At 51.3% G+C, this 25,629-nt stretch carries 26 protein-coding genes; 10 read left to right on the top strand and 16 right to left on the bottom strand.

What is annotated here, in order from left to right; genetic code table 11:
- Positions 1–134: 134 nt before the first annotated feature.
- From ACO0LG_RS04900 to ACO0LG_RS04875, 6 genes are all read left to right on the top strand, one after another.
- Positions 135–1,031, top strand: coding sequence for a lysostaphin resistance A-like protein (locus ACO0LG_RS04900; protein ID WP_423023897.1), 897 nt, complete (start codon positions 135–137; stop codon positions 1,029–1,031).
- A gap of 118 nt (positions 1,032–1,149) precedes the next feature.
- A complete protein-coding gene (locus ACO0LG_RS04895; RefSeq protein WP_423023895.1) occupies positions 1,150–1,629 on the top strand; it encodes a NuoB/complex I 20 kDa subunit family protein in 480 nt (159 codons plus the stop codon).
- Between the two features lie 453 nt (positions 1,630–2,082).
- Positions 2,083–5,610, top strand: a complete 3,528-nt coding sequence (locus tag ACO0LG_RS04890) for a response regulator (RefSeq protein ID WP_423023893.1) — start codon at positions 2,083–2,085, stop codon at positions 5,608–5,610.
- On the top strand, positions 5,600–6,418 hold the full coding sequence (locus ACO0LG_RS04885; protein ID WP_423023891.1) for a CheR family methyltransferase: 819 nt from the start codon (positions 5,600–5,602) through the stop codon (positions 6,416–6,418). Before ACO0LG_RS04890 ends, ACO0LG_RS04885 begins: the two co-directional genes overlap by 11 nt.
- An 11-nt stretch (positions 6,419–6,429) precedes the next feature.
- Positions 6,430–7,011 carry a chemotaxis protein CheB gene (locus tag ACO0LG_RS04880; protein ID WP_423023889.1) on the top strand — a complete coding sequence of 194 codons (582 nt, stop codon included), beginning with the start codon at positions 6,430–6,432 and terminating at the stop codon, positions 7,009–7,011.
- Positions 7,008–8,204 (top strand): hybrid sensor histidine kinase/response regulator, encoded by a 1,197-nt coding sequence (locus ACO0LG_RS04875; RefSeq protein WP_423023887.1) that lies wholly within the window; start codon positions 7,008–7,010, stop codon positions 8,202–8,204. Before ACO0LG_RS04880 ends, ACO0LG_RS04875 begins: the two co-directional genes overlap by 4 nt.
- Positions 8,205–8,449: 245 nt before the next feature.
- On the opposite strand, the gene ACO0LG_RS04870 is transcribed toward ACO0LG_RS04875, so the two are convergent.
- The 5 genes from ACO0LG_RS04870 to ACO0LG_RS04850 form a co-directional block, all read right to left on the bottom strand.
- Positions 8,450–8,986 carry a DUF6985 domain-containing protein gene (locus tag ACO0LG_RS04870; RefSeq protein ID WP_423023885.1) on the bottom strand — a complete coding sequence of 179 codons (537 nt, stop codon included), beginning with the start codon at positions 8,984–8,986 and terminating at the stop codon, positions 8,450–8,452.
- Positions 8,987–9,064: 78 nt separating this feature from the next.
- A complete protein-coding gene (locus ACO0LG_RS04865; protein WP_423023883.1) occupies positions 9,065–10,240 on the bottom strand; it encodes an HDOD domain-containing protein in 1,176 nt (391 codons plus the stop codon).
- 151 nt (positions 10,241–10,391) lie between these two features.
- A complete protein-coding gene (locus ACO0LG_RS04860; protein ID WP_423023881.1) occupies positions 10,392–10,973 on the bottom strand; it encodes a gamma carbonic anhydrase family protein in 582 nt (193 codons plus the stop codon).
- 57 nt (positions 10,974–11,030) lie between these two features.
- Positions 11,031–11,462 carry an MAPEG family protein gene (locus ACO0LG_RS04855; RefSeq protein WP_423023879.1) on the bottom strand — a complete coding sequence of 144 codons (432 nt, stop codon included), beginning with the start codon at positions 11,460–11,462 and terminating at the stop codon, positions 11,031–11,033.
- Positions 11,459–11,725, bottom strand: a complete 267-nt coding sequence (locus ACO0LG_RS04850; protein ID WP_423023877.1) for a tautomerase family protein — start codon at positions 11,723–11,725, stop codon at positions 11,459–11,461. Before ACO0LG_RS04850 ends, ACO0LG_RS04855 begins: the two co-directional genes overlap by 4 nt.
- A gap of 130 nt (positions 11,726–11,855) precedes the next feature.
- Here ACO0LG_RS04850 and ACO0LG_RS04845 point away from each other — a divergent pair, with 130 nt between their 5' ends.
- Positions 11,856–12,863 carry a GlxA family transcriptional regulator gene (locus tag ACO0LG_RS04845; RefSeq protein ID WP_423023876.1) on the top strand — a complete coding sequence of 336 codons (1,008 nt, stop codon included), beginning with the start codon at positions 11,856–11,858 and terminating at the stop codon, positions 12,861–12,863.
- A gap of 17 nt (positions 12,864–12,880) precedes the next feature.
- Positions 12,881–14,047, top strand: coding sequence for an NAD(P)/FAD-dependent oxidoreductase (locus ACO0LG_RS04840; RefSeq protein ID WP_423023875.1), 1,167 nt, complete (start codon positions 12,881–12,883; stop codon positions 14,045–14,047).
- 40 nt (positions 14,048–14,087) lie between these two features.
- Here ACO0LG_RS04840 and ACO0LG_RS04835 read toward each other — a convergent pair whose 3' ends face one another.
- The 10 genes from ACO0LG_RS04835 to ACO0LG_RS04790 all read right to left on the bottom strand — a co-directional run bounded on the left by ACO0LG_RS04835 (position 14,088) and on the right by ACO0LG_RS04790 (position 24,031).
- On the bottom strand, positions 14,088–15,116 hold the full coding sequence (locus ACO0LG_RS04835; RefSeq protein ID WP_423023873.1) for an adenosine deaminase: 1,029 nt from the start codon (positions 15,114–15,116) through the stop codon (positions 14,088–14,090).
- Positions 15,117–15,450: 334 nt separating this feature from the next.
- The gene (locus ACO0LG_RS04830; RefSeq protein WP_422949299.1) at positions 15,451–15,708 is read right to left on the bottom strand and encodes a BTH_I0359 family protein; all 258 of its coding nucleotides are present in this window, start codon (positions 15,706–15,708) and stop codon (positions 15,451–15,453) included.
- A 365-nt stretch (positions 15,709–16,073) separates the two neighbouring features.
- The gene (locus ACO0LG_RS04825) at positions 16,074–16,463 is read right to left on the bottom strand and encodes a GTPase (RefSeq protein ID WP_423023871.1); all 390 of its coding nucleotides are present in this window, start codon (positions 16,461–16,463) and stop codon (positions 16,074–16,076) included.
- A 39-nt stretch (positions 16,464–16,502) separates the two neighbouring features.
- Positions 16,503–17,225: a response regulator gene (locus ACO0LG_RS04820; protein WP_423023869.1), complete on the bottom strand. Its 723-nt coding sequence runs from the start codon at positions 17,223–17,225 to the stop codon at positions 16,503–16,505.
- 227 nt (positions 17,226–17,452) lie between these two features.
- The gene (locus ACO0LG_RS04815; RefSeq protein ID WP_423023867.1) at positions 17,453–19,837 is read right to left on the bottom strand and encodes a sensor histidine kinase; all 2,385 of its coding nucleotides are present in this window, start codon (positions 19,835–19,837) and stop codon (positions 17,453–17,455) included.
- Positions 19,834–20,421, bottom strand: a complete 588-nt coding sequence (locus tag ACO0LG_RS04810) for a DUF4390 domain-containing protein (protein WP_423023865.1) — start codon at positions 20,419–20,421, stop codon at positions 19,834–19,836. Before ACO0LG_RS04810 ends, ACO0LG_RS04815 begins: the two co-directional genes overlap by 4 nt.
- A gap of 56 nt (positions 20,422–20,477) precedes the next feature.
- Positions 20,478–21,944, bottom strand: coding sequence for a 16S rRNA (cytosine(967)-C(5))-methyltransferase RsmB (rsmB, locus tag ACO0LG_RS04805; protein ID WP_423023863.1), 1,467 nt, complete (start codon positions 21,942–21,944; stop codon positions 20,478–20,480).
- Between the two features lie 217 nt (positions 21,945–22,161).
- Positions 22,162–23,046: a lysophospholipase gene (locus ACO0LG_RS04800; protein ID WP_423023861.1), complete on the bottom strand. Its 885-nt coding sequence runs from the start codon at positions 23,044–23,046 to the stop codon at positions 22,162–22,164.
- Between the two features lie 4 nt (positions 23,047–23,050).
- The gene (locus ACO0LG_RS04795) at positions 23,051–23,395 is read right to left on the bottom strand and encodes a DUF1840 domain-containing protein (protein ID WP_422949292.1); all 345 of its coding nucleotides are present in this window, start codon (positions 23,393–23,395) and stop codon (positions 23,051–23,053) included.
- Positions 23,396–23,530: 135 nt separating this feature from the next.
- A complete protein-coding gene (locus ACO0LG_RS04790) occupies positions 23,531–24,031 on the bottom strand; it encodes a hypothetical protein (RefSeq protein ID WP_423023859.1) in 501 nt (166 codons plus the stop codon).
- A 303-nt stretch (positions 24,032–24,334) separates the two neighbouring features.
- On the opposite strand from ACO0LG_RS04790, the gene ACO0LG_RS04785 reads away from it, so the two are divergent.
- Together ACO0LG_RS04785 and ACO0LG_RS04780 are read left to right on the top strand one after the other, a co-directional pair.
- A complete protein-coding gene (locus ACO0LG_RS04785; protein ID WP_423023857.1) occupies positions 24,335–24,673 on the top strand; it encodes a hypothetical protein in 339 nt (112 codons plus the stop codon).
- A gap of 32 nt (positions 24,674–24,705) precedes the next feature.
- Positions 24,706–25,200, top strand: a complete 495-nt coding sequence (locus ACO0LG_RS04780) for a GNAT family N-acetyltransferase (protein WP_423023855.1) — start codon at positions 24,706–24,708, stop codon at positions 25,198–25,200.
- Between the two features lie 75 nt (positions 25,201–25,275).
- On the opposite strand, the gene ACO0LG_RS04775 is transcribed toward ACO0LG_RS04780, so the two are convergent.
- On the bottom strand, positions 25,276–25,536 hold the full coding sequence (locus ACO0LG_RS04775; RefSeq protein WP_423023853.1) for a DUF1161 domain-containing protein: 261 nt from the start codon (positions 25,534–25,536) through the stop codon (positions 25,276–25,278).
- Positions 25,537–25,629: the final 93 nt, after the last annotated feature.

The following is a 25,629-nucleotide window of genomic DNA, read 5'->3' as shown; positions in this document are numbered from 1 at the left end:
GTAGTCGTCGTAGTCGTCGTTAGTTAGGGCTAGTGCAGAATACAAGCTCAAGGATAAATATTGACATTTTTATAAAATTATTTATCCTTGGCGGTCTTGTATGACCTGAACAACCGCCTGACAGGATTATTCCCATGACTACAGTGCCCGAGTTGCCATTCGTCCAGATACTTCCCTATTTATTCTTGTATGCCGCCATCGCGGCAGCCTGGTTACCTGCAATAGTGTTGGCTGGGCCTGTCAACAGCCTGGTACCTGGTCACCTGCTTGCTGTGCTGGCAGGAATACTGGCTTTGATCAGCGGTCTCATCTCACCCGTGGCAGCGGCGGTATTGCTGGTACTGGCACTCTTGCTGTGGGCGAGCGTCCGGAATACTTTTCCACTTGCCTTGCGCATAGTCGCTGGTGCGCTGGCATTGCTGCTGGCGCTGCTACTGGCCATGCACAAAGTGCCAGGCTTTCACAATATTCTGTTGCTGGACAAAGTCAGGCTCAGCGATGATGCCATCCCTTTTACTCTATATGCCAATTTTGATAAAGGCATGGCAGGCTATTTACTGCTGAGCCTGTTTTGTTCGCGTGCAGGTAGCTGGACACAATTCCTGGCAGATGGCAAGCGCATTGCCCTGCCAGCCTTGCTGACGATCGCTGTTTTTACAGGCCTGGGCCTGGCGACGCAATTTTTTCGCTTTCTTCCCAAGTTGCCAGAAGCGACTTTGCTCTTCTTTATCGTGAACCTGGTGCTGACTTGCGTGGCAGAGGAGGCATTTTTCCGTGGTCTGATACAGGAAGCCATCTACCGTCTGGGCAGCAAGCCAGCCTATGGCTATCTGGCGATTGCCGTATCGGCTATCCTGTTTGGGCTGGCCCATCTGGGTGGTGGTATGCAATATGCTGCCCTGGCGACGGTTGCCGGGCTGGGGTATGCCATTATTTATCACCAGACCCGCAGACTGGAGTGGGTGATACTGACGCATGCGGCTTTTAATCTGTATCACTTCGTTTTATTCACCTATCCAAGGTTGGCCTGATGGTGGCTTGATATTTTTTTGCCAGCATGACGTGTCGGTACAAATCCGTCGTACTGGTACAAGTATGAATTAATTGTCATGGTTAGACTGCCCCTGTCGCTAATACAGGGAGTCAACAATGGAAGAGCTGGAAGTCATTAGAGAAGACAATGTCTTGCTGACGCGTCTGGATGATGTAAGCAGGCTAATACAAACCAATAGCCTGTGGTACCTGACCTTTGGCCTGGCCTGCTGTGCCGTGGAGATGATACAGGCCGCCGCATCACGCTATGACATGGAGCGATTTGGCATGATCCCGCGCGCCAGCCCCAGACAGGCTGACCTGATGATCGTGGCCGGTACACTGACCAACAAGATGGCACCCGCCCTGCGCCGTATCTATGACCAGATGGCAGAGCCGCGCTATGTCATTTCCATGGGTTCGTGCGCGAATGGCGGTGGCTATTATCACTACTCATATTCAGTGGTGCGTGGTTGTGACCGCATTGTGCCGGTAGATGTGTATATCCCGGGCTGCCCGCCTACGGCAGAGGCTCTGATTTACGGGATCATACAATTACAGCGCAAGATACGCAGCAAGACCATGATAGAGCGCTAGCTGTTAGCGGCCAGTCATTTCCTGCCTGAGCAAATAGGGGTAAGCGTCTCTTACCTCCATGTCCCTCTTGCCCCATCAATATGTACTTTCCTGCAGTTCCCCGCATAAAATCAGGATCTATTTCCCAGACAAGCTGCATGGTGCGGTATGCGCTATGCGAGCTATCGCACATAAAATCCTGCATGGATTTATTACAATCTGGAATTTCTCATTGATTTCTGTTAAATGGGATTCTGATTGTAAAAACTATATAATCAAAAATTAACGAATTTTGATATTTCCTTGCTGTGCACGCGTGGCCAGACAGGGATATGGTATCTGCCTGGTTGCCGTATCCAGGAATGCTGAATCAATACTGCGATCAGAACGAACCGGAAAACGTATGAGTACCCAAAGACCCCGTGCTACACCATATTCAGTCAACTTCTTTCCTATGCAAAGGCAGGAAAAAGCATGATCACGCCAGTCTCCCAAACTGACCAGGACGATTTCAAGCGTATTCTTTTTCGCAATATTTCACTCCCGCTGGTGGTTGGCGTCATCAGTGCCGCCATCTTTGTCGGCATGATCTTTTATTTGTTATCTGCGCTGAAATGGGTAGAACACACCGTACAGGTGATCGCCAATATTAATGAAGCATCGCAATATTCGGTCAATCTACAGAGTGGCATGCGTGGCTATCTGGTGACAGGTGAGGAAAGTGCTCTTGTTACCTACGATGTCGATAAGTCACAAATGGCCAACCGGCTACGTGGCATTGTAGAGATGGTCAGCGATAATCCTGTGCAGGTTGACCGCTTCAAGCGCATACAAAGTCTGCAAGCCGAATGGGAAAAGTATTCGCTGGGCATCATAGACATGAAGCGTAACAAGCAAGACTATCTGGCTGCCATTGGTGCCGGGCGTGGCCGGGCCTTGTTTACCCAGATACGTAATGAATTTGATGATGCCATTACGATGGAAAGAAATTTGCTATGGGAGCGTAATAACGCATCCAAGCAAACTGTCACAATGATTATTGGTATCTACTTGACGATTTCACTGATACTCGCTGGTTTATTGGCCATGCTGGGCAGACGTGATTTGCTGAGCCTGTCTACTTCTTATGGCAATGCCCTCAAAAAACATGCAGATCATGCACTGGTATTGCAGCAGCAGGCGTGGTTGAAATCTGGCCAGAATGAACTGACGGAGCAGGTCATAGGCCAACTGGCAGCCCCGGCCGTGGGTGGCCGTGTACTGGAATTTTTGGCAAAATATTTAAATGTCAGTGTTGCCGCTTTTTATGTGCGTGAAGGCAATAATGTACTGCAAAGAGTCGCATCTTATGGCTTTTCCAAAGATGAAAATCTGGGGAATTCATTCCGTTGGGGTGAGAGCCTGGTCGGGCAGGCGGCCAGTGAAAACCGTATATTGACATTGCGTGATGTTCCGGATAACTACCTGAAAGTGGCCTCGGGGCTGGGTAATAGCAAACCAAAAATGGTGGTTTTATTACCTTTCTCTAATGAAGCCAAAGTCATTGGTGTCGTGGAACTGGGTTTCATGGACTCTGTGCAAGAACGTGATCTCGACTTGCTCAAACTGCTTGCAGATAATATAGGCACATCCATAGGTGCCGCCCTGTATCGCCAGCAATTACAGGATGTGTTGGCAGAAACCCAGCAATTGAATGAAGAACTCCAGGTGCAGCAAGAAGAACTGCGTACCGCAAATGAAGAACTGGAAGAACAGTCGCGCGTACTGGAAGAATCTCAAGCCAATCTGGAAAATCAAAAAGCTGAACTTGAGCAAATCAATGATCAGTTGACAGAGCAGACAGGCGCGCTGGATCGTAAAAATGCAGCACTGAATACGGCACAAGTCGAGCTGAAAAAAAATGCCCAGGATTTACAAAGGGCGAGCAAGTACAAATCAGAATTCCTGGCGAATATGTCGCATGAATTGCGCACACCCCTGAATAGCTCGTTGATACTGGCCAAGCTATTGTCGGATAATAAAAAGGGTAACCTGGATGAAGAGCAAATCAAGTTTGCCCAGACTATCTATTCCGCTGGCAATGACTTGCTCAATCTCATCAATGACATTCTCGATATTTCCAAGGTAGAAGCGGGCAAGCTGGAACTGAGTCCTCAGCAGATAGTCTTGCGCAGAATGGCGGAAGAATTAAGCAGGACTTTCCAGCCTCTGGCAAACCAGAAGAAACTGACATTCGCAGTAGAAATCGAGCCTGGTGCGCCAGACTTGATCGTCTCCGACCCTGCACGGGTAGATCAGATATTAAAGAACCTGTTATCAAATGCCATCAAGTTCACCGAAACCGGGACTGTGACTTTGCGTATTGCTGCTGATCAGAATCACATGATCAGTTTTGCTGTTTCTGATTCTGGCATAGGCATAGCAGCAGACCAGCATGAAACGATATTTGAGGCCTTCCAGCAGGCTGATGGCACGATTAACCGCCGTTATGGGGGCACTGGTCTGGGCTTATCGATTTCCCGTGACCTGAGCAAATTGCTGGGGGGCAGCATAAGAATCTGCAGCACGATAGGCAAGGGCAGTACATTTACGCTGTCACTGCCACAGCAATGGCTGGCTCCGGTTGCGGCAGACAATCAAGTTGCGCAGCAAGCTTATTCTGGCACGGTCTCTTCCATCGCTGCGTCTCAGTTGAGTAATGTGCAGCCGGCATTCTCTTTAGCGAATGAAAGCACTACCACTGAGTCAGCAAGTACCCCGACAGTTGCGACTGTCGAATTCCCGGACGACAGGGCTAATCTTTCTACCCGGAACCGCACCATCCTGGTTATCGAAGATGAGCTGACATTCGCCGGTATCCTGTATGAGCTGGCACATGAAATGCAGTTCAATTGTCTGGTTGCACAAAGCGCGCGAGAAGGGCTGGAGCTGACACGTCAGTTCTTGCCAGATGCCATTCTGTTGGATATCCGCCTGCCTGACCGCTCTGGCCTGACGGTTTTGCAGCAATTGAAAGAAGACTCGCTGACCCGCCATATCCCTATCCATATGGTGTCTGGCATGGAGCGCAGTGATGCCGCCATGCATCTGGGGGCAATCGGCTATGCCAACAAACCTGTGACACGCGAACAGTTGAAAAATGTTTTCCAGAAACTGGAAGAGAAATTTACCCAGGAAATAAAACGTATCCTAGTGGTCGAAGATGATGCACGTCAAAGAGATAGTGTCATCCAGTTGCTGGGTGACCTGAATGTGGAAATCACTGCAGTAGAACTAGGTGAGCAGGCTTTGCAATTATTGCGCACGACAGTATTCGATTGCATGATTATTGATCTCAAATTGCCCGACATCCAGGGGCATGAATTATTGCAACGCATGACGTTGGAAAATATCCCGTCCTTCCCGCCGGTGATTGTCTACACCGGCAGGAATCTGACGCAGGCTGAAGAAGCCGATTTGATGAAATACTCACGCTCCATCATCTTGAAAGGAGCACGCTCACCAGAACGCCTGCTCGATGAAGTGACGCTGTTCCTGCATAAGGTGGAATCACAATTGCCATCGCAGGCACAGACTATGTTGAAAGAGGTGCGTAGCCGTGACCGTATCTTTGAAGGCCGCAAGATTTTGCTGGTCGATGATGACGTCCGCAATATTTTTGCCCTGACCAGCGCACTGGAACAAAAAGGTGTGAATGTGCAGATAGGCCGCAATGGTTTTGAAGCCATCTCCAAACTCGATGAAGTGCCTGATATTGACCTGGTGCTGATGGATGTCATGATGCCGGGGATGGACGGGCTGGAAGCAACCCGCCGCATACGGCAGGATGCGCGCTTCCAGAAATTGCCCATCATAGCGGTGACAGCGAAAGCCATGAAAGACGATCAGGAACAATGCATGCTGGCTGGTGCGACTGATTACCTGGCCAAGCCTATTGATCTTGACCGTCTGTATGCCCTGTTACGTATATGGATGCCACACCTGGAGCGCCATGCAGACTAGTATTAATGACATAGAGCTGCGCTTGCTGATGGAAGCAATCTATCTCAAGTACAGCTATGACTTCCGCGATTACGCTGGCTCTTCACAACGGCGCAGGGTGTCGCACGCCATTCGCCAATTGGGATGCTCGACTATTTCTGCACTTCAGGAAAAAGTCTTGCATGATCCCAAAGTGTTTTCGCAATTATTGCAGTTCCTGACGATACCTGTTTCATCGATGTTCCGCGATCCGACTTATTTTTTTGGGTTGCGCGAACAGATTTTGCCTTTTTTGAAAACTTACCCTTCTCTCAAAATCTGGATTGCCGGATGCAGCACTGGTGAGGAAGTGTATTCCATGGCTATCCTGTTGCGTGAAGAAGGCTTGCTGGAACGTACACTGATTTATGCGACGGATATCAATCCGCAGTCACTGGAAACAGCCAAGAAGGGTATTTATCCGCTGGAAAAGATAGAGGGCTATGCAAGCAGTTATGTACAGTCTGGCGGTAAACATAATTTGTCTGATTACTATACAGCGGCCTATGACACCGCCTTGTTTGATCGCTCTCTGACTGAAAATATTACATTTGCAGACCATAGCCTGGCAACCGACAGTGTGTTTTCAGAAACGCACCTGGTGTGCTGCCGCAATGTTCTGATCTATTTTAATAAGGGCTTGCAGAACCGGGCGCTGGGTTTGTTTCATGAATCCCTTTGTCATAAAGGTTTCCTGACACTGGGCAGTAAAGAAAGTCTGGATTTTTCTGCCTATGCAGACAAGTTCACGGCCTTGTCGAAGCAAGACCGTTTGTTCCGCAAGAGTTGACTGGCAGGACCATGCCCGACGCAGACATAAAAAAAGCAATCGTGATAGGGGCCTCGGCGGGGGGCATCAGTGCATTGCAAGACATATTGACGGGTTTACCAGCAAATTATGGTTTACCTATTATTGTCTTGCTGCATTTGCCAGAAAACCGTGAAAGCAAATTGGTTGAACTGTTCGCACATTTTGTAAAATTGCCCGTCTGTGAGGCGCGCGATAAGGATATCATCAGCGCTGGCACGATTTATTTTGCCAGTGCCGGGTATCATTTGTCGATAGAAACAGATGATAGTTTTTCCTTGAGTTGTGAAGCGCCAGTATTTTTTTCGCGCCCTTCAATTGATATCCTGATGGAGTCTGCCGCGTATGTCTATGGCAGGCACCTGGTGGGTATATTGCTGACAGGTGCAAACCAGGACGGGGCTTACGGCTTGAGTTGTATTGCAAATCATGGGGGATTAACGGTAGTCCAGGATCCCGCTGAGGCCCAGGTCGCCACCATGCCGAATGCCGCCCTAGCGCAAATGCAGCCTGATTTGATACTGCCCTTGCATGAGATTCATCAGTTGTTATTAAGATTGAAAACCACGGTATGAACACGAACACCATAACAAAACTTTTGATCGTTGATGACAAGCCAGAAAACCTGCAGGCGCTGGAGGCGATTATCCGCCATGAAGGTCGCCAGATTTTCCAGGCTGCATCCGGTGACCAGGCTTTGGCATTATTGCTGGAGCATGAATTTGCCATGGCCATACTGGATGTGCAAATGCCGGACATGAATGGTTTTGAACTGGCGGAAATGATGCGCGGTACAGAAAAAACGCGGCATATCCCCATCGTCTTTGTCAGTGCAGCGGGTAAGGAACTCAATTATGCCTTCAAGGGTTATGAAACAGGTGCGGTAGATTTTTTGCACAAACCTCTGGATATTCATGCAGTAAGGAGCAAGGTAAATGTGTTCGTCGCCCTGTATCAGCAACGTAATGAAAGCCGCAAACAAGTGCTGGCACTGGAAATTAGCCGGGCACAACAGGAAGTATTGTTGAAAGAACTGCATTTTGCGCAGGAAGAATTGCAGCGCGCTGTGCGCATGCGGGATGATTTCATGTCCATGGTTGCGCATGAACTACGCACACCCCTGAATACCCTGTTTCTAGAAACGCAGTTACGCACACTGCAACTGGACCGCAGCAACACTGATTTTTTTAATGAAGGCAACCTGCGCAAAATGGTGGAGCGTGACCGCCGCCAGATTGAAAGCATGGTACGCCTGATTGATGACATGCTGGATGTATCACGTATCAGGAGTGGCCAGCTATCCATACGCCGCCAGCCTACTGAGCTGTCCAGTTTGCTGCAGCGTGTCGTGAATGACCTGAGTGCCCAGGCAGTATCGAGTGGCAGCACCATAGAGCTGGAAACCATAGAGCCTGTGACTGGCATGTGGGACCAGTTCCGCATCGAGCAAATGTTGATCAACCTGCTGACCAACGCTTTACGCTATGGTGCCCAAAAACCGATTACCGTGTCTGGCGTGGTGAAGGCCGATAGCGTGCATATCCGGGTGCAGGACAGGGGGATAGGTATTTCGGATGAAAACCTGCAACGTATTTTTGCGCCGTTTGAGCGTGCCCTGAATTCCGATTCCTCTGGCGGCCTGGGACTGGGCTTGTATATCACCCGGCAACTGGCAGAATCACATGGGGGATTTGTCAGGGTGGAAAGCGTGGTTGATGAAGGTTCTACCTTCACGGTCGTATTGCCTTTGACAGAGGCTTCAATATAAAGCCTCTTTGCGCAAAGACAGAAACAAGGCGGGGCTGGAAATTCTGAATCTGGGGGTGGCAGGTAATCGTAAGCAAGTTCAGGTGTTACCAGCAATTGCGCCAGGCAGTTCTTCTTGTAATGCCACGCCCCACCCGCTTCCGATAAACCATCCCAGATCAATTGGGACAGCATATCGGTTTCGGAAAAATCATCCAAGCCTAAGGATTGATCTCCATTTTTTGGGTTTGATCTCAATTATCGTCATCAGCCCCGGCTTTGATATACCACTTTATCAAGACTGGCTTCACCAAAGGCATCGGCATTGCTGAGGTAGTCATCAAAAGGGCCTAGCTTGCTGATTTCTGTGCCATTACGGAAAACCAGTTGCAAGCCATTTTCTTCATCCCAGTCGCAATCACATTCCACTGAAACATACACCGTCTTGTCGCCATTCGGACGCTGGCTTACCAAGGCTTCATAGCCATACTGGATATGCTGCCAGACGTCGGCTGGCTGGGCTATCTGCACAACATTGAGCTTTTCTGATTTGCGGTAGTTGGCTGTGTCCTGATAATAGGCATAAATATCAGCCTCTGCCTTCTTCAGGACGGCAGGATCGAGCTTGATGAAGTTAGCGATGGCATTGTGAAAGTCTGCCTTGCTGGCATCATCGGCTTCATCATAGCCCTCGAGCAGGAATTCATATTCCTGTTCCTGCAAGGCTGGGATGAGTACGGGCTGGCTGATGTACCAGCCATTTTCTTCATCGTTTTCTACTGGTCCAAGTCCGGGGATGTTCATGGTGAGTTTTCTTTAGTAGGTGGGGCACGCTTTGCCATCAGCGCTATTGTCCCACACTCAACTCACACCCTGGCGCAATTAAGTTTGTGCTTCAGGATGTTGCTGTACCCCTGTTGTGTCATATAACTGGATTTCATTCAAATGATCAAAGCAACTGATTTCAGTGTGGTTTAGGCCCACCCTGAGCTTTTTGTCGGTGCTGTTCAATTGTCCGTGGTTGACGAGCAAACGCATTTTGGCGATGAGGTCAGCAGTGTGCAGCAAATGGCCCAGTGGGCTCCATTCTACGGCTTTGCGGCCACCCGCCTGCTGTTGCAGCGCCAGGATCACATGTTCAGGAAATTCCCATCGCTGGGCGATGCGGTAAGACAAGGTAGCGGCGACGGACGAGAAGATAGGCTGGAATGCAGGTGAATATTTGAATTTGCCATGCTCACACGTCTGGTCCAGCAGACGAAAGGCGATGATGAGACCGACATTTTTCATCAAGCCAGTCAGAAATGCATGGAAGGGATCAATATCTCGGGCCAGGGTATGGCAGGCAACAGCGCATTTTTCTGATTGTGCCCAGATGTGCGGCGCCGCCCGGCGGGTGAATTGCCCGGCATTGAGGTTGATGATGGGGCGGAAGGCGACTTTGGCAATCACCAGCCGCAAGCCTTCTTCACCCAGCATCATGACGGCTTTTTCCAGACTGTTGATACGGTCAGCCGGGTTATACAGAGCGCTATTGACGGTATTGATGACTTCGCCTACCAATACCACATCCTTGACGATCTGGCGTGACAATTCACCAGCCGAGATGGTCTTGTTGCGCAGACTGTTGAGCAATTGCGGGATGACGCTGGGCACGCGCGGCACGATGACTGCGTCATTCAGGTCAGATGCCAACAATTTGTAGAGTGCTTGCATGACAACTTGTTCGGTCTCTATGCTTCCACCTTCACCGGGATAGCCCATGACCCAGTCAAAGAACAGGCTGTCCACTGGCAGGGCAGGTTTCCAGGCAATCAGTTTTTCTGCAACAGGGCTGCTGGCCGGCATTTCTGGCGCAGGTACTGGGGGCGATGCGGCTTCAGCCTGATTGGCCGCAGCGAATGCCACCGCCTCAGGGTTGATCACCACGACCGGCTCAGGTGCTTTGGGAGCCGCCACAATCTCCATCACAGGCGCAGATTTGGGCTGGCTGCTGGCAGGCTCGGGCTGTTCAGCACCGAACAGGCGGTTGAAGAATTTGCTCAGGGTATTCGCCATGGCTGCCCTTTCGGTTCAAACTGAGATAGCGCATGTTAATGCTAAAGATGTTCGTCATGCTCCAGAAGTTTCAGTGTGTATATTTGCCGTGAGCATGTCAATCCCGGGCTAGTCCTATCTTAAGTTTGTTGTCAACTTTTAACTTAAATTGTCATTCGCCAGCAGTAAGCTGGGCATTCAGTATGGCAATTTCTGCCATGATTTCTGTAGGGAATTCTTCCCTCGCCCATTCCCTGTATTCACCACGCGCATAAGCCAGACCATTCTTGTAATACATATAGGCATTCAGGCGGTTGCGCACATAATTGTTTTGCGTGCGGATGACCTTGCCTGGTGTGCCCATGACGATGGAATTGTCAGGAATGACAGTACCTTCTTTCAGAAAAGTATGGCCCGCAATAATGCAGTTATTGCCGATCACGCAGCCATCCATGATGGTGGAATTGATACCTATCAGACAGTTATCACCTATGGTGCAGCCATGGATGGTGCAATGGTGAGTAATGGAGCAATGGCTGCCTATGATGGTAGGCGTCTGGTCACCGATATGCAGCATGACAAAATCCTGGATATTGGTATAGGCACCAATGATTATTTCCTTATGCTCAGACCTCGCAACCACATTCATCCAGACCGAGGCATTTTGCCCCACGCTGATCTTGCCATATAGTTGCGCCGTGTCATGGATATAGGCGGGATTGTCGAGTGTGACATCCGGACCGATGAAAGCCATTTGCTCCCCCCAAAAAAATAAACTGAGTCAGCGAATCAAAGGTAACAGCATACTGCGTTACAGATGCATTTGCAGAAGTATTCTGATGGCGATTACCCAGCACACCGCCATGCCAGACAGATACAGCATTGCCCGCCAGGGTTGCAGGCCACGCAGATAGACGATAGTGTGCAGATAGCGTATCAGCACATAGCTGCCAAACAGCCAGTTGGCGCTGGACAGGCCGCCACCGAGCAAGGTGTAAGTCAGTGCCAGGGCCAGGAAGAGCGGCAGGTTTTCTACATCGTTGCGCCAGACGCGGGCGCAGCGTTGTACCAGATCGGCCTCTGCTTCCACCGGGCGAAGACCGACCATGCCTGCGTCTTCAGGCAAAAGGTAGCGACGGCTGCGCACGCGGCTGATGATCTGTACGCCACTCAGCAGACTGGCTTTGAGGAATAGTGCCAGCAAGGCTAGAACAAAGCTGGACAGGGCGGGGTAGCTCATCATGTTGCCCTCTCTGCGTCTTGCTTGCCGTCGCGCAGATCCCTGGCGGTCGCAAATTGCGTGATTTGCTGGCTTGAGGGACGCAAGCCACTCATGGACCAGGCTTCTGCCTCGCTTTCCTGAATATTGATCCAGATGGATTTCTTGAATTCCGGGTTACCGCCGCCTTCAATTTCTACCAGGGCGTCGGCAATTTTTTCCAGCAGGCGCTGTTTCTGATCCGTGTTCAGCATTCCTTTAATCGTATTGATTTGCACGTAGGGCATGTGGTACTCCTTGTCTGTTGTAAGAGACTTCATTGTGCAGTGTGCAGAAAAGTACTACCATTGGCTGAATCGACAAAAAAAGGTGTTTATTGGACAGGCGGTAAAAATTGGACAAGGCAGCCAAATGATAATGAAGACAACAAATGAAGGAATCATACGCATAGGCGTACTGGTCTATCCCGGCTGCCTGCGCAGCGGGGCAGTGATGCCCATGGATGTATTTACCATTGCCAATACCCTGGCAGGCATACGTCCTGCGGGTAGCAAGCCTGTGCAATTTGACGCCTTCTGGGTCAGCGCCCGTGGTGATATCTTGCAAGAAGTAGGTGGTCTGCATTTTCAGACACACGATATTTATAAGCAAAAGCTTGATGCCCTTATGGTGCCAGGAGTGGATCACAGGGATAGCAGCCAGCTTGATGGCTTGCTTGATGCGCTGGTACCTGAGCAGACTTTGATGGAAAGTTATTTGCAGCAAGATAGTCTGCTGATTTCCAGTTGTTCCAGCACCAGCCTGCTAGCCAGGACGGGCAAGCTTGATGGCCGCCGCGCCACGACTAGCTGGTGGCTCAGCGCTTATTTTCGCAAAAATTTCCCGCAGGTTTTACTGGAGGCGGAAGAGCTCATCGTGGTGGATGGCCAACTGGTATCTTCTGGCGGCGTGACTTCGTATATTGATTTGTCGCTATGGCTGGTGGGCCATTTTGCCGGGGAAGAATTGCGCCAGATGACGGCCAAGATACTGGTGGTCGATGCCAATAGAAATAGTCAGGCACCTTATGTCGCCAAGGCCATCATGCAGGACCAGGGTCATGCGGTGATAGAACGTGCCCGGCGCTGGCTGAATAAACATCTGGACCAGCAATGGGCAATGGCTGACCTGGCCAGCTATTGCAATGTCAGTCAGCGGACTTTGCTCAGGCGTTTCCAGGAATCGATGAATCTCAGCCCTATCCACTATGTGCAACAATTAAGGGTGGAGCGTGCCAAGGCCTTGCTGGAAACCACGCGCCTGTCGCTGGAAGATATTACGGCGCGTTGCGGTTATGAAGATGTGTCGAGCTTCAGTAAAATCTTCAAGCAATGGGCGCAAGTGACGCCCAAGGATTACCGGCGCAGGTTTGGATTGAGATTCTAGATGGCATAAGGACGACAATGGATAACAGACATGTAGTGATCGTTGGTGGTGGCGTCATCGGTAGCGCGGTGGCCTACTTTTTAGCCGTGCATCCCCGTTTCCAGGGCAGGATCACCGTGCTGGAACGCGACCCTACTTATACCCACGCTTCATCTGCCCTGTCTGCCAGTTCCATACGCCAGCAATTCAGCACGCCGCTGAATATACAGATGTCGCAATTCGGCATCGCTTTCCTGCGCAACCTGCATCGGCACCTTGCAGTTGATGGCGAGTTGCCGGAACTTGGCCTCAGCGAACATGGTTACCTGTATCTTGCCAGCGATGCTGGTGCGGATACTTTGCGTGAAAATCATGAGATACAAAAACATGAAAATGTTGATGTCGCTCTGCTGGCTCAAGATGCATTGAAGCAGAAATTCCCGTGGTTGAATGTCGATGATCTGGCATTGGGTTCGCTCGGCCTTAGTGGTGAAGGCTGGTTTGATGGCTATGCCTTGCTGATGGCATTTCGCCGCAAGGCGCGCAGCCTGGGTGTCAGTTATTTGCAGTTGGATGCACAAGGTTTTGAGCATGATAAGGGCAGAGTAAGCAGCGTACGTTTGCAGGATGGTTCTGTCGTTCAATGTGATGTTGCCGTCAATGCCACCGGTGCCTGGGCGCGGCCTTTATTGGCGGGTACCGGTTTTGATTTGCCTGTGGTTGGCCGCAAGCGCACGGTGTTCGTGGTCTCCAGCCCGGCGCAGACACCGTCTTGTCCGCTCATCATAGATCCATCTGGTTTATGGTTGCGGCCAGAGGGGCAGCACTGGATATGTGGCTTGCCGCCGCTCGATGATCCCGATAATGTACCGCTGGAAGCAGACTACGAACAGTTCAATGCGGTATGGCAGATCATGGCAAATCGTGTTCCTGCTTTTGAAGCCTTGCGCCTGCAAAGAGCCTGGGCTGGCTATTATGAATACAATATCTTTGACCAGAATGCCGTCATCGGCGCACACCCGCAATTAGCGAACCTGATACTGGCGAATGGCTTTAGTGGCCATGGCATGCAACACGCACCCGCTACCGGGCGCGGTATTGCAGAGCTATTGATAGACGGCGCTTACAGCAGCCTGGATTTATCGCCCTTGTCTGCACAGCGCCTGCTTGATGGCAGGCCGCTGCTCGAAAAGAATGTGATTTGAGGATGTGATTTAAAAGCGAGATTTAAGGGCGAGATTCAGATCAATGAGTTGCTGCATAAGCATCCAGCTCATCGAGCCAGACCTGTTTTTGTTCCGTTGTGACAAACGAGGCTTCAAAGGCATTGCGTGCCAGTTGCACTAATTCTTCCTTGCCCAGTTCCAGCGCATCGGCAGTGGCGATGTAATTCGCATTCATATAGCCACCGAAATAAGCCGGGTCATCTGAATTGATGGTTACGCACAAACCCGCGCGCAGCATGCGCGCCAAGTTGTGTTCGCGCATATCCTTGACCACGCACAACTTCAGATTCGACAGCGGGCATACCGTCAGCGGCATGCGACTTTGTTGCAACCTGGCCATGAGGGCCGGGTCTTCTTCTGCTCGTACGCCGTGGTCTATGCGTTCAACTTGCAAGACATCCAGCGCACTATGGATATAGGCGGGCGGGCCTTCTTCACCAGCATGTGCCACCAGGCGAAACCCCATGGCTTGCGCTATCGTGAACACATGGGAAAATTTCTCTGGCGGGTTGCCGACTTCGGCAGAATCCAGACCCACACCTGTCCACAGGTCCGCATATTCATCGCGCAAGGGCAGGGCTGCTTCCAGCGTGGCAATCGCATCTTCTTCACTGAGGTGACGCAGGAAGCACAAGATCATTGCACCAGAAAAACCGTGTTTGGTACGCGCTTCACGCAAGGCGCGGGCGATGCCAGAAAAAACGGTGTTGATGTGTATGCCGCGTGCAGTATGGGTTTGCGGGTCAAAGAATAGTTCCACATGGCGCACATTGTCAGCCAGGGCGCGTTCTATATAGGCATGCGTCAGGTCAAAAAAATCCTGTTCGTTTTGCAGTACGGCAGCACCGGCATAATACAGATCCAGGAAAGACTGCAAGTCTGCAAAGTCATAGGCCGTGCGTACCTCTTCCACACTGGCATATGGCAACTGCACGCCATTTTTTTGCGCGAGTGCAAACATCAACTCAGGTTCCAGTGAACCTTCTATATGCAAATGCAATTCTGCCTTTGGCAGGCCACGGATAAAGTCGTGCAATTGAGTACTCATAGTCTTGAACCTGATAGGGATAATGCCGGATAAGAGAATAGCAATGATACGACGAAGATATCACTGTGTTTCTGTCAGCATATCAAAAGCAAGTGATGTTCTGTATAGAGTGCCGCATATCGGTGTTGAGCTGCGCTTGATTTGTTTGAGATTTGCACAGTCGGTATCAGGATGACCGCAAAGTGCTGCTGGCGAGCTAGTCAGGATACTGACTTATTATTGCTAGTACGTGGTAACTGAGAAATACAGGCGATAGCTATAGCCATCGCCTGTATTTTTAGCCGTATCGTCTTCGTTGATTAAGCATTGATGCGTTATGCCTGTGACGTACAAATTAATGCAATAAAACGCTTTGACCCATGTAGCCATCAAACTGGCCAAGGAAATCATCGATTTCTTCTATGCTGGGTTCATTGGCGATGAGTTCAGTCACGTCCTTGCGGAAATTGATCGCCAAGGGGCCACCAATAAACCATTCACGGCGCACTGCCTTGTCGGTAATTTCATAACCACCAAAGCGCAGGGCTTCGTGGTCAGTATCTGCGCCATACTCGATGACGCTATATTGATCGCTGTTGTAAATAATATTCATTTTATGCATCCTTTCTGGCTGGAGGAGGATGCCTCCAGGTTAACCGTTATGGTGCTTACATTGATGCAAAGACAGCGAATTTCAAGAATAGCCCGGATTAAGCTATTGCGCGGAGCGGTTTTGAACTTGTGATGCTCGCCGTACATTCGTACGTCTGTGCTTCCCGGCCCAAACTAGCACCGCTCGCTACGCTTACTCTGGGACGCTTCCTCCCGTAACCTGTAATACAGGGCTATTCTGTGCTGCTGTGAAGTATTACGGCATGGCAACGTCTGGACTTTAGCGACTTAACATTGGTTCACAAGCTAGTGTCTAATATCACTATTCTGGCATTGACGGTTCCGCATCGCCTGGATTTGAGCAGATTAAGAATACGGCGTACTAGTGCTGTTGATTTCAAGCAAGTTAATGTAGGCAGGGTCCTGGAGTGTTAGCAGGAGTTTATCCATGTGGGCATCACTGGCGATGCCTAGGTATATATTAGCTGGTTTTTGCCTGAGGGCGCGGTTCAGGGAGACGCGCAGGCTAAGGTTGCCTATGCAGCAAAAACAACCGGGGGCAATGCGGTTGACGTGTAGCAGGTCGGTGGCTTGCAGGATATCTTGCCCTTCAGGCAAGCCTTCCAGGATGACGATGTTCTTGTCTGTAGCAGCGCCGTTGCCAGCTAAAAGGGTAAGGGAGGCTGCAATTGCCGCCTCCCTCTGGGTATAACTCGCGCCATGTATCAGGTGTAATTGCGCTTTTGCTGCGGTCACACCGTACTCACATTGCGCTTTGCTTAATATGTTTAAACATCACTCGCCACGCTTTGCGTATTTCATCGACTCAACACCAAGTTGCTTGAGTTTGCGGTACAGGTGCGTGCGTTCCAGGCCGGTTTTTTCTGCCACTCTGGTCATGCTGCCGCCTTCGCGGTTCAGGTGGTATTCGAAGTAAATACGCTCGAATGCATCCCTGGCTTCACGCAGTGGCAAGTCAAATGACAGGCTGGCGAATTGATTATTCGGTGCAGCAGCGACAGGCTGGGCAGCCGAGAAATGTCTGGCTTCATAGGCGGGTGTGGTACTACCAAAGCTGCCGGACATGCCCGCATTGGCAGTATTGTCATTACTGATGACACGCAAGGCAGGTGCCGCCGGTTTTGCTGGCTCTGTGCTGCGGGTCAGGCCTTGCTGTACTGCTTTTAACAATTTTTGCAGGGCGATGGGTTTTTCCAGGAAATTCAAGGCACCTATCCGGGTCGCTTCGACCGCTGTGTCTATCGTGGCATGACCTGACATCATGATCACCGGCATCGTCAGCAAGCCGTCACGCTGCCATTCTTTTAACAGGGTAACGCCATCCGTGTCCGGCATCCAGATGTCGAGCAAGACCAGATCCGGCCTGGCTTCTTGCCGGGCAAGACGTGCCTGCTGAGCATTTTCAGCAAGTTGAACCACATGACCTTCATCACCGAGAATTTCAGACAACAATTCACGGATACCCATTTCATCATCTACGACCAATATATTTGCCATAAATCTACCCTATTACCGCCTCTATGTTTTTTTGGGTGCTTCTTACCGTTCGATGTTCAAGTCTGCACATAGTCTGCCCCATACTGGCGGGTGAAAACGATGTGCTTGTGTTGAATGACAATTTCAAAGTGCCCCTTCTGCTCTTTAGCCGTATTCCTCTTTTGGGAATATCGGAACAACTACTGCGCAACAAATACTGCACAACTATTACCGCAAGTACGGCGAACTTATGCCGTATTTGAATCCGGTGCTAACTTTAACAGCAAAATCGCTACTTTTGCACCGTTTGTATCACTGCGATTTTGAATATCGATCCTGCCACCATGTTCATCGATGATTTTCTTCACCATTGCCAGCCCCAGACCGGTGCCGCGTGGTTTGGAAGTGGCATACGGTTCAAAAGCCCGCGCCAGAATTTTGCTGGAAAATCCCGGGCCGTTATCGATAATTGACAGGCGTACTGCAGAGTGCGCTATCTGGTCAGTTCCAGTGTAGCGCACTACATCGGTGATGACATCAATACGTGCTACAAAACCGGGAGTGGTATTGTCAGCAACCGCATCCTGGGCGTTTTGTAAAAGATTGTGAATTACCTGGCGCATCTGGGTAGCGTCTCCCATGACCTTGGGCAAATTCGCTGCCATGGTCAGTTTGATGGCGTCCCGGCCATCGCCGGCGATATACAGATGCAGCACTTCATCAATCAGTCCGGCCAGATTCAAAGGCATCAACACTGCAGGTGGCGTGCGCGCATAGTCGCGGAAGTCATCGACCATACGTTTCATTGATGTCACCTGGTTGACGATGGTAGTCGTGCTCTTGTTGAGTATCAGTACATCGGTGTCGCTGAGCTTGTCCTGTAATTTCATTTGCAGGCGCTCTGCCGATAGCTGTATCGGTGTAAGCGGGTTCTTGATTTCATGTGCGAGGCGGCGCGCCACTTCACCCCAGGCGATGGAGCGCTGGGCAGAAATGATGTTGCTGATGTCATCGAACACCACCACATAGCCACTGCCTGATGCTACCGGCAAATGAGAGCCACGCGCAAGCAGGGTAATGCTCTGTTCATCTTCTGCCACCACGGCTTCACCCGGTGTTGCTGGCGCTGCAGCTTTCTTGCCTTTATTGGGGCGCGGCACCTCAATTTGCTGTTGCCAGTGTTGCTCGCGTTCGTTTTCACCACCGGCGGCAGACTGTGCATGCTGTTCAGAAAAAGCCTTGGAAATGGCAAACGCAAACGCCTGCATACCATCAATATCGGCGAGTGGCTTATTGATTTCGCTTTCCAGCCTGCGCTGCAGGATACGTTCTACCGATTCATTGCACGTCACCAGATTGCCATTTTGGTCCAGCACCATCACACCGGCAGACATGTTAGCCAGTACCGATTCCAGATAAGCCTTGGCGTTTTCCAGTTCATTGCGGTTTTTTTCTACCGTGGCACGGGCATCAAACAATTGCCGGGTCATGGTGTTGAAAGACTTGGTCAGGCTGCCTAGCTCATCGGTGCTGGTGACGATAGGGCGAGGTGAGAAATTACCCTCGGTCACCGCCTTGGTACCTTCTGCCAGCAACAACAGCGGTCTGGCCAGTTCGCCTGATATCAAAAACGCGCTGGTAATCGCAGCGACTATCGCCAGCAATAATGTCAGCGTCAGGGTGATGATGTACATCTTTTTCAGGTTCACCCGGCCTATCGAACGTACCTGATATTCGCGTGAGGCATTGCTCAGGGCTTCGGCATGCATGGCCAGATTGGCAGGTACTGGTTGTATCAGTTGCAGGTACAGGGCTTCATTTTGCAGGGATATCCAGCCCGTCGTCATGCGCAGCGGCACTACCACACGCGAGCGCAGGATGCGGGCAGGCTCGGGTGCCAGCGCTGGTCTGGTAGCACCACGGGTTTCTGCGTTGCTGCCCGTGTCTGGCGCCGCAGCGGGATCATCCACCGCAGGCTGTATCAGTTTTTCATCCCTGGCAGCGTAATAACGTGACAGCTTGACTTGCCTGATCATTTCAGTCGTCGGCAATTCAGGCAACAGGCTGCTGACATTGTCGTTGGCAGAGGCGATCAGACGGCCCTTGCTATTGACGATAGTGGCTTCTTGTATCTGCATGCGTTCACGCAGGCGCGACAGATGGATGGACATCGAGCTTTCAGACGGATCAGACAATTCTGAAGCCATGTCATTGGCCTTGGATTGCAAGTCAGCCAGCAAGAAGTCAAGGGCGGTCAGGCCCATGTTCTTGCCAGAATCGAGTGCAGACTCGACCTTGACGTCAAACCAGGATTCGATGGAGCGCGAGACAAATTGTACCGACACCAGGTAAATCACGCTGCCCGGCAAAATACCCACCAGGGCAAACAAGACCACTAGCCTTGTCATCAGCTTGGAACCAAACTCGCGTGCACGGAAACGGCGGAATAATCGCAATACCAGCGTTAGTACCAGTACCAGCAAGGCCAGGGCAACCACGGCATTGGCATCCAGCAACCACTCGTAGTAGCGCTCAAAGCGCGAAGAATTCTCGGAAACGGTGGTCAGGAAAAATAGCAGGATGCTCATCAGAGCACCACCGATAATCAGTGCATACCGCAAAAATCTTGTCACTTGTCTTCAGCCTTGAAGGAAAAACGCTTCCACTCGGTTTTTTGACTCCAGTGACTGTCATTGAAGCTGGGTATTTGTAAATGCATGGGGATCTTGCTCAAACCCATGCGCAATTGCAAGGCAACGTTATAGATAGCACCACTGGAAAGCAGTGATTTGTCGGCAATCAGCCAGCGATTCGGGCGTGTCACTAGATTCAGGGCGGTATCGAGAGAAGCGAAGTTCTGTTGCAAGCCATTATTAATGGTGACTGTATATTGCTGCGTCCACTCATTATAGGCAATCCTGACCAGGTATTCGCTGCGTACCACCTTCTCATCCACCCAATACCAGCGTGAACGGGTCAGCTCTACCTCGGTCGTGAACGATACCGGGATGCCATCGCGGATAGCCTTGCGCAGGCTGTCACTGAGTTCCAGCGAGAAACTGGCAGCCAGTCGGTAACCTTCATCACTGGCTTCTATCCTGGCTGTTTTGACTTCCACATCGGCAGCCTGGGCCGCAGGCACCACTGCCATTGCCAACAGCGCCAACATCAAAGTCAGCGAGAGCTGGCGCAGCAGGGAAGCGAAACGTCTGAACATGCAATCAATACGGAAACAAAAGTCTGCTAATGATAGCTTGAACTTGTTGGCATTCGTTAATTTTGCAGTGGTTTTTGAAACAATGCATAGAACAAACCATCATGTTCGTTGTTGCTTTCGGACGTATTGCCCAAACTGGGCAGTAATTGACCTGGTGCATCCAGGCGTTCTGCGCCGTTTCGGGTGGCAAAGGTGGCTGCCTGGGCTTCCGATTCCAGTGGCCAGATTGAGCAGGTGACCATCAGCATCTTGCCACCTGGTTTCAGCATGCGCCACAGGTTATCGAGGATACGGGCGGACAAGGCGGCCAACTGGGCAGCATCCGTCTTGCGACGCAGCCAGCGGCTGTCGGGGTGACGTCTGACTACGCCAGAGGCTGTGCAGGGCACGTCAGCCAGGATGCGGTCATACGGTTGGCTATCCCACCAGTTATTACGGGTGGCATCACCTTCCTTGATGGTCGCAAATAACTTCAGACGCGCCAGGTTTTCATGAATGCGCTGGATACGAGCCGGGTCGGTATCGACGGCAGTGAGTTCAATATCGGCCAATTCCAGCAAATGGCCAGTCTTGCCGCCGGGGGCAGCGCAGGCGTCGAGTACCCGCATGCCAGTCTGGACATCCAGCAAGGGGGCCGCCAACTGGGCAGCAGCATCCTGTACCGACACCACACCCGCTTCAAAGCCGGGGATGTTCAATACGGGCATGGGGCGGTCCAGGCGCACGGCAAATGGACCGATCTGGCTGGCGCCGATTTGCTGGCTGGCCAGCAATTCCAGATAAGCAGCAACCGTACTTGCACGCTGGTTAACCCGCAAAGTCAAAGGCGGGGCATGGTTGCCGCAGCTCAAGATCGCTTGCCAGTCCTGTGGATACGCTGTCTTGCACTGATCTACCCACCATTGTGGGTAATTCCAGGCGGCTGCTGGCTGCTTCATGACCAGCTTTAATAATTCCTCTTTTTCACGCAGGTAACGGCGCAACACGGCATTCACCATGCCCTTGGCAAATACCATGTGCGGGCTGGAGGTGGCGGCGTTTACTGCCTGATCTACCACCACAAATTCTTCATAGGCTTTTTCTTCATCGCCTTCATTGCCCACTAGCAAGGTCAGAGCGCAACACAGCAGGCTATACAACAAGGCTGGTTCCGGCGTCTTGTTGGTCATGATCTTCAGCAAGGCATCAACCCGGCCCACCTGGCGCATGGTGCGGTAAGCAATATCCTGTATCGCGCCACGGGCTTGCGGCAAAGGATTGGTTTGCGTAAATACCCGCGTCAATGCCTGTGGCAGCGCCGTACCTTCCAGCACATAGGCCACTGCCTGTGCTGCACCGACCAGACTGAAAGCCAGGGAATCTGCCTTGACTTCTACCGTCTCAAATTCCACCTGTGGCTTATTGCTGTCGCGGGATGTACTACCTGCGCGCGCAGTGCTGCCATTCGCATTACCACTCGCTGCATTTGTGCTGCGGGCAGGTTTGGCTGGTCGGCCCAGGGTTTTTCTTGGTTGATCTTGCATATTTTTATTGGATGGATTCGCAATACTGCAATAAATTGCCCTTGTAGCAATTTAACATAAATTCGCCCCCCAGCACATTCTGCCCATAAAACTGGCAGGCCGGATCATGGCGAAAGGGCGCTAGTGTAACAGCCTTGCTGCCTTAATCTGTTTTCTTCAGGGCGAAACCATACCTGGCTGGTTTCCAATTCCATGTTCCCCATCAAATAAACTGCTTTCAGGCGGCTTTTTGTATCTGTTCCAAAGGGGTAAATTGCTGGAGTTCCAGCCAGGTGCGCAAGTCGTCGAATACCCTGGTGGCATCGAGCTCATTAAATATCTCGTGATAGAAACCGGCGTAAAAATGCTCTCTGAACCGGGACGCATCGAGTTTTTCCAGGAGGCGCCTGCTTCCGGCAGGATCAACCAGGTGATCGTCCTCGGCCACCATCATCAGCAGGGGGATGCCTAATTCCGCAGCATGGGCATGGCAATAATCCATGGCCTGCAATATGCTGGTCAGCAGGCGTGCGCTCAGGCGGGTATGTACCAGGGCGTCATGTTGATAGGCCAGTACCACTTCGCCATCGTGGGATAAATAGCGGGTTTGCAAGCCATTTGGCAAGCCAACGCCGGGGATCAGGCTGGAAGCTATTTTCAGCAAGCCATGTTGCAGGCTGGACATGCGTATCGCCAGCGCAGGGGACGATAAAATCAGCGCGCGCAAGGGGCTTAATTGCGCCAGCGCATAGCGGGCAGCGAACAGGCCGCCCATGCTATGACCTAATAATATGGGCGGGCCAGCCAGTGACTGGCTAAAGTCACTGATAACCATCTGGGCATCACGCAAGAGGCACATCGAGTCTGGTACGTCACCGCTGCCACCGTCAGACTGACCATGGCCGCGGTGATCATAAGTCCGCACGACAAAACCCAGGGCATTGAAGAATCTGGCAACATGGGCATAGCGGCCACAGTGCTCGCCCAGGCCATGCATGATGACTACCCCTTGCCGGGGCTGCTCCATGAGCGCATCTGCAAGTGGCCAGTCACGTACAAAGATAGCTTTGCCATCGCTGGTCTGTAATTCAAATTCCCTGGTATTTTCTACGTGGGAAGTCATGGCTTTACACGCCCCACATCACTTCGCGCTGCATCTTGTTGGCGGCGTGCAGCATTTCAAGCACTGGGAAGGCCCTGGTGGCAAAGCTCACTGTTTCTGGCGCTTCGTGGTCATTGTCATCACCATTTTCATTGTGGTGTGCATTCACATCGCGGCTGACTTCTTCAGAAATTGGATGTGCCTTGCTTTCGGCAACGGCAGCTTCTATGGTTTGTATGGCGTGTGGCAGTTCAGGCGGCGTGATGATGCCGCGATCTACATCTTTATTCAACAATTCCAGGATGCGACGCGCATGTTCCTTGTACATGGTGATTTCTGTAGCAGCTTTGGATTTAAACGTGATCAGCATGGGCTTTTCCCTTTTTTTCTAAGACGTGTTGAGATAATGCGGCCAAACACCTGCAGTGCGCTAGCGGCACTGGGCTGGCTGCGCGTCCTTATATAATAATCCCAAATCGGCGGCTTGTCGTTTCAGATTGTTGCTTCAGCTGGATTTGAAAGACGTCATATAGGTGTCGATGACATCCTGTTTCATGTCTTTTTCCTGACCCAGCATGATAATTTGATATGCCCAGGGGCCACGCGTCAAAAAGCGGGCCACCATCATGACAGGCTGGCCGTTGCGCAACTTGCCGCGCACTTCCAGCATGTCACCTGTGCTTTTGGTGGTTTCCGGGGTTCCCTGAATATTCCTGATCATGCCTTTTTTCATGGCTTCCATGATTTGGCCTGCCTTGCCAGCATCCTCCGCTTTGCTGCTGCCAACGGCAAAACTGATGCCGCCTACTTCACCGGCCAGCATGTCCATTTTCACCTTGATGCCTTCGAGTTGCAGATCCTTGGTGTCGCTCAAGGGCTTGCCCGGCATCAGGATGGAAAAAGGTGCATTGTTGCCGCGGGCATCGCGCCAGTCAAATTTAGGGCTGCAGGCATTCAACAGTAGCAGGCTGGCAAGCACCAGGGCATAAGGACGTACAGGTTTCATGGAGATCAAATTGATAAGATTGCAGGAAGACATTCATGTTTATGGCTTTCTTGCCGTCAACAACATGCCTCAACTGCTACATGATAATTCCTTTGTGCAGAGCGCGTCTGTTTTTGCATCGGAGAACAGCGTCCGCAAAATTGGCAGGTGTTTTCCTCTCTGTCTTCAGCAACAAGCCATTCTGTGCAGGTATACAGTGGGGTATGATGACAACTGCGCATGACAACTGCGCACGACAACGACGTTTAGACCATTCTGCAAAGGCAGGTCTGGTATGTTTTCATTTCATTTTTTGGTGCCGTGATGTCATTTTTTAAGTTCCCCGGGATTTTTTTGCTGATGCTGACATCGCTGACGGCTTGCGACCGTTTGGGTTTGCCCGATCCAGCCAGGGATGCCGCAGCGCGCGAATCAGATGCCCGTGCCACAGGCAGTGCTTGCCGTCATGCTGGCCGTGCCATAGAGGATTGCTATGCCCTCAATCCCGATGCTGCCCGTTCAGCCGTATATGCGGGATGGAAGGAAATGAACGACTATATGCGGGAAAACAAGATCGATGTCGTCAAACCCGAACTGGCGAAATCAGAAACTCCCAAAGGCGAAGAAAGCAGCGCTTCAGCCAGTGCCAAGGCACCGAAGTAGAATTCAAGTAGCGATCAAGTAGAGATAAGTTGATGCTGGTACGTACCATGCAGCCAGCAGATCTGGCGGCTGTCTATCATATACAGACCCAGGCTTATGTAGCCGACATGGTGGAAGCACCTGCATTACTGGCCAGCCGCCTGGCGGCAGCACCGGCTTGCGCCTGGGTGGTAGAGCAAGGGGATCAGGTAGTCGCTTACCTCGCAGCCTACCCCTCACGCCATGGGAGGATATCAGCCCTGGGGCAAGAGTTTCAGCCCGCCCAGCCAGCCAATGCGCTGTACCTGCATGATATGGCGGTTGCACCTGAACAGGCCGGGCGAGGGCTGGCGCGCGCCATGCTGGCTTCGGCGCTGGAATACGCAGGCGCACAAGGCTGGCAATATGCCTGCCTGGTATCAGTGCAAAGTACCCGCTCTTACTGGCAAAACCAGGGATTCATGGCGCAGACTGAGTTGAATGAAGAGCAAAAGGCAAAGCTGGACACTTATGTCGGGCCAGCCTGTTACATGATCAGGACGTTGTAAAGCCGCAAAAGAAAAAAGCGGCTTTGCCAGTCAGGGTGGCTGGACAAATCCGCTTGGAAGGCAGGGCTGTAATGCTTATTCTTCGGCCTTGCTGCCAGCCTTTTCCTTCTTGTAGATGATTTTCTTCTTGCCCCCTTCGCAGGTACCAACCACACGGTGTGTGGTCTCAGTGTCTTTGGCGACTACCTGCAGGCTGTAGTTGTTGACTCCTTTAGCTTCCAGCTTTGCTGCCACCTTGTCCTTGATCGTTTCGCAAGAAGTGACTCCGGCCCAGGCTGGTGCGCCGCCGAGCAATAAACTGATGACCAGACCTTTGATACTAACGCTTTTTCTCATTTTGCCCGCTCCCTTTCCAAGTTTTCTTATGCAACACCCCTGGCAAACCATGGTTGCTTCGTCTCTGGGGCATTTTCTTAAAACCGTAACATT

This window comes from Undibacterium sp. Ji42W (genome assembly GCF_049340405.1).
GTDB lineage: Bacteria > Pseudomonadota > Gammaproteobacteria > Burkholderiales > Burkholderiaceae_D > Undibacterium.
This window is presented reverse-complemented; position numbering and strand designations above follow the sequence as displayed.

Coding starts and splice junctions, on each gene's coding strand:
- ACO0LG_RS04900 (WP_423023897.1), top strand. CDS start 135: ATGACTACAGTGCCCGAGTTGCCATTCGTCCAGATACTTCCCTATTTA.
- ACO0LG_RS04895 (WP_423023895.1), top strand. CDS start 1,150: ATGGAAGAGCTGGAAGTCATTAGAGAAGACAATGTCTTGCTGACGCGT.
- ACO0LG_RS04890 (WP_423023893.1), top strand. CDS start 2,083: ATGATCACGCCAGTCTCCCAAACTGACCAGGACGATTTCAAGCGTATT.
- ACO0LG_RS04885 (WP_423023891.1), top strand. CDS start 5,600: ATGCAGACTAGTATTAATGACATAGAGCTGCGCTTGCTGATGGAAGCA.
- ACO0LG_RS04880 (WP_423023889.1), top strand. CDS start 6,430: ATGCCCGACGCAGACATAAAAAAAGCAATCGTGATAGGGGCCTCGGCG.
- ACO0LG_RS04875 (WP_423023887.1), top strand. CDS start 7,008: ATGAACACGAACACCATAACAAAACTTTTGATCGTTGATGACAAGCCA.
- ACO0LG_RS04870 (WP_423023885.1), bottom strand. CDS start 8,986: ATGAACATCCCCGGACTTGGACCAGTAGAAAACGATGAAGAAAATGGC.
- ACO0LG_RS04865 (WP_423023883.1), bottom strand. CDS start 10,240: ATGGCGAATACCCTGAGCAAATTCTTCAACCGCCTGTTCGGTGCTGAA.
- ACO0LG_RS04860 (WP_423023881.1), bottom strand. CDS start 10,973: ATGGCTTTCATCGGTCCGGATGTCACACTCGACAATCCCGCCTATATC.
- ACO0LG_RS04855 (WP_423023879.1), bottom strand. CDS start 11,462: ATGATGAGCTACCCCGCCCTGTCCAGCTTTGTTCTAGCCTTGCTGGCA.
- ACO0LG_RS04850 (WP_423023877.1), bottom strand. CDS start 11,725: ATGCCCTACGTGCAAATCAATACGATTAAAGGAATGCTGAACACGGAT.
- ACO0LG_RS04845 (WP_423023876.1), top strand. CDS start 11,856: ATGAAGACAACAAATGAAGGAATCATACGCATAGGCGTACTGGTCTAT.
- ACO0LG_RS04840 (WP_423023875.1), top strand. CDS start 12,881: ATGGATAACAGACATGTAGTGATCGTTGGTGGTGGCGTCATCGGTAGC.
- ACO0LG_RS04835 (WP_423023873.1), bottom strand. CDS start 15,116: ATGAGTACTCAATTGCACGACTTTATCCGTGGCCTGCCAAAGGCAGAA.
- ACO0LG_RS04830 (WP_422949299.1), bottom strand. CDS start 15,708: ATGAATATTATTTACAACAGCGATCAATATAGCGTCATCGAGTATGGC.
- ACO0LG_RS04820 (WP_423023869.1), bottom strand. CDS start 17,225: ATGGCAAATATATTGGTCGTAGATGATGAAATGGGTATCCGTGAATTG.
- ACO0LG_RS04810 (WP_423023865.1), bottom strand. CDS start 20,421: ATGTTCAGACGTTTCGCTTCCCTGCTGCGCCAGCTCTCGCTGACTTTG.
- rsmB (WP_423023863.1), bottom strand. CDS start 21,944: ATGCAAGATCAACCAAGAAAAACCCTGGGCCGACCAGCCAAACCTGCC.
- ACO0LG_RS04800 (WP_423023861.1), bottom strand. CDS start 23,046: ATGACTTCCCACGTAGAAAATACCAGGGAATTTGAATTACAGACCAGC.
- ACO0LG_RS04795 (WP_422949292.1), bottom strand. CDS start 23,395: ATGCTGATCACGTTTAAATCCAAAGCTGCTACAGAAATCACCATGTAC.
- ACO0LG_RS04790 (WP_423023859.1), bottom strand. CDS start 24,031: ATGAAACCTGTACGTCCTTATGCCCTGGTGCTTGCCAGCCTGCTACTG.
- ACO0LG_RS04785 (WP_423023857.1), top strand. CDS start 24,335: ATGTCATTTTTTAAGTTCCCCGGGATTTTTTTGCTGATGCTGACATCG.
- ACO0LG_RS04780 (WP_423023855.1), top strand. CDS start 24,706: ATGCTGGTACGTACCATGCAGCCAGCAGATCTGGCGGCTGTCTATCAT.
- ACO0LG_RS04775 (WP_423023853.1), bottom strand. CDS start 25,536: ATGAGAAAAAGCGTTAGTATCAAAGGTCTGGTCATCAGTTTATTGCTC.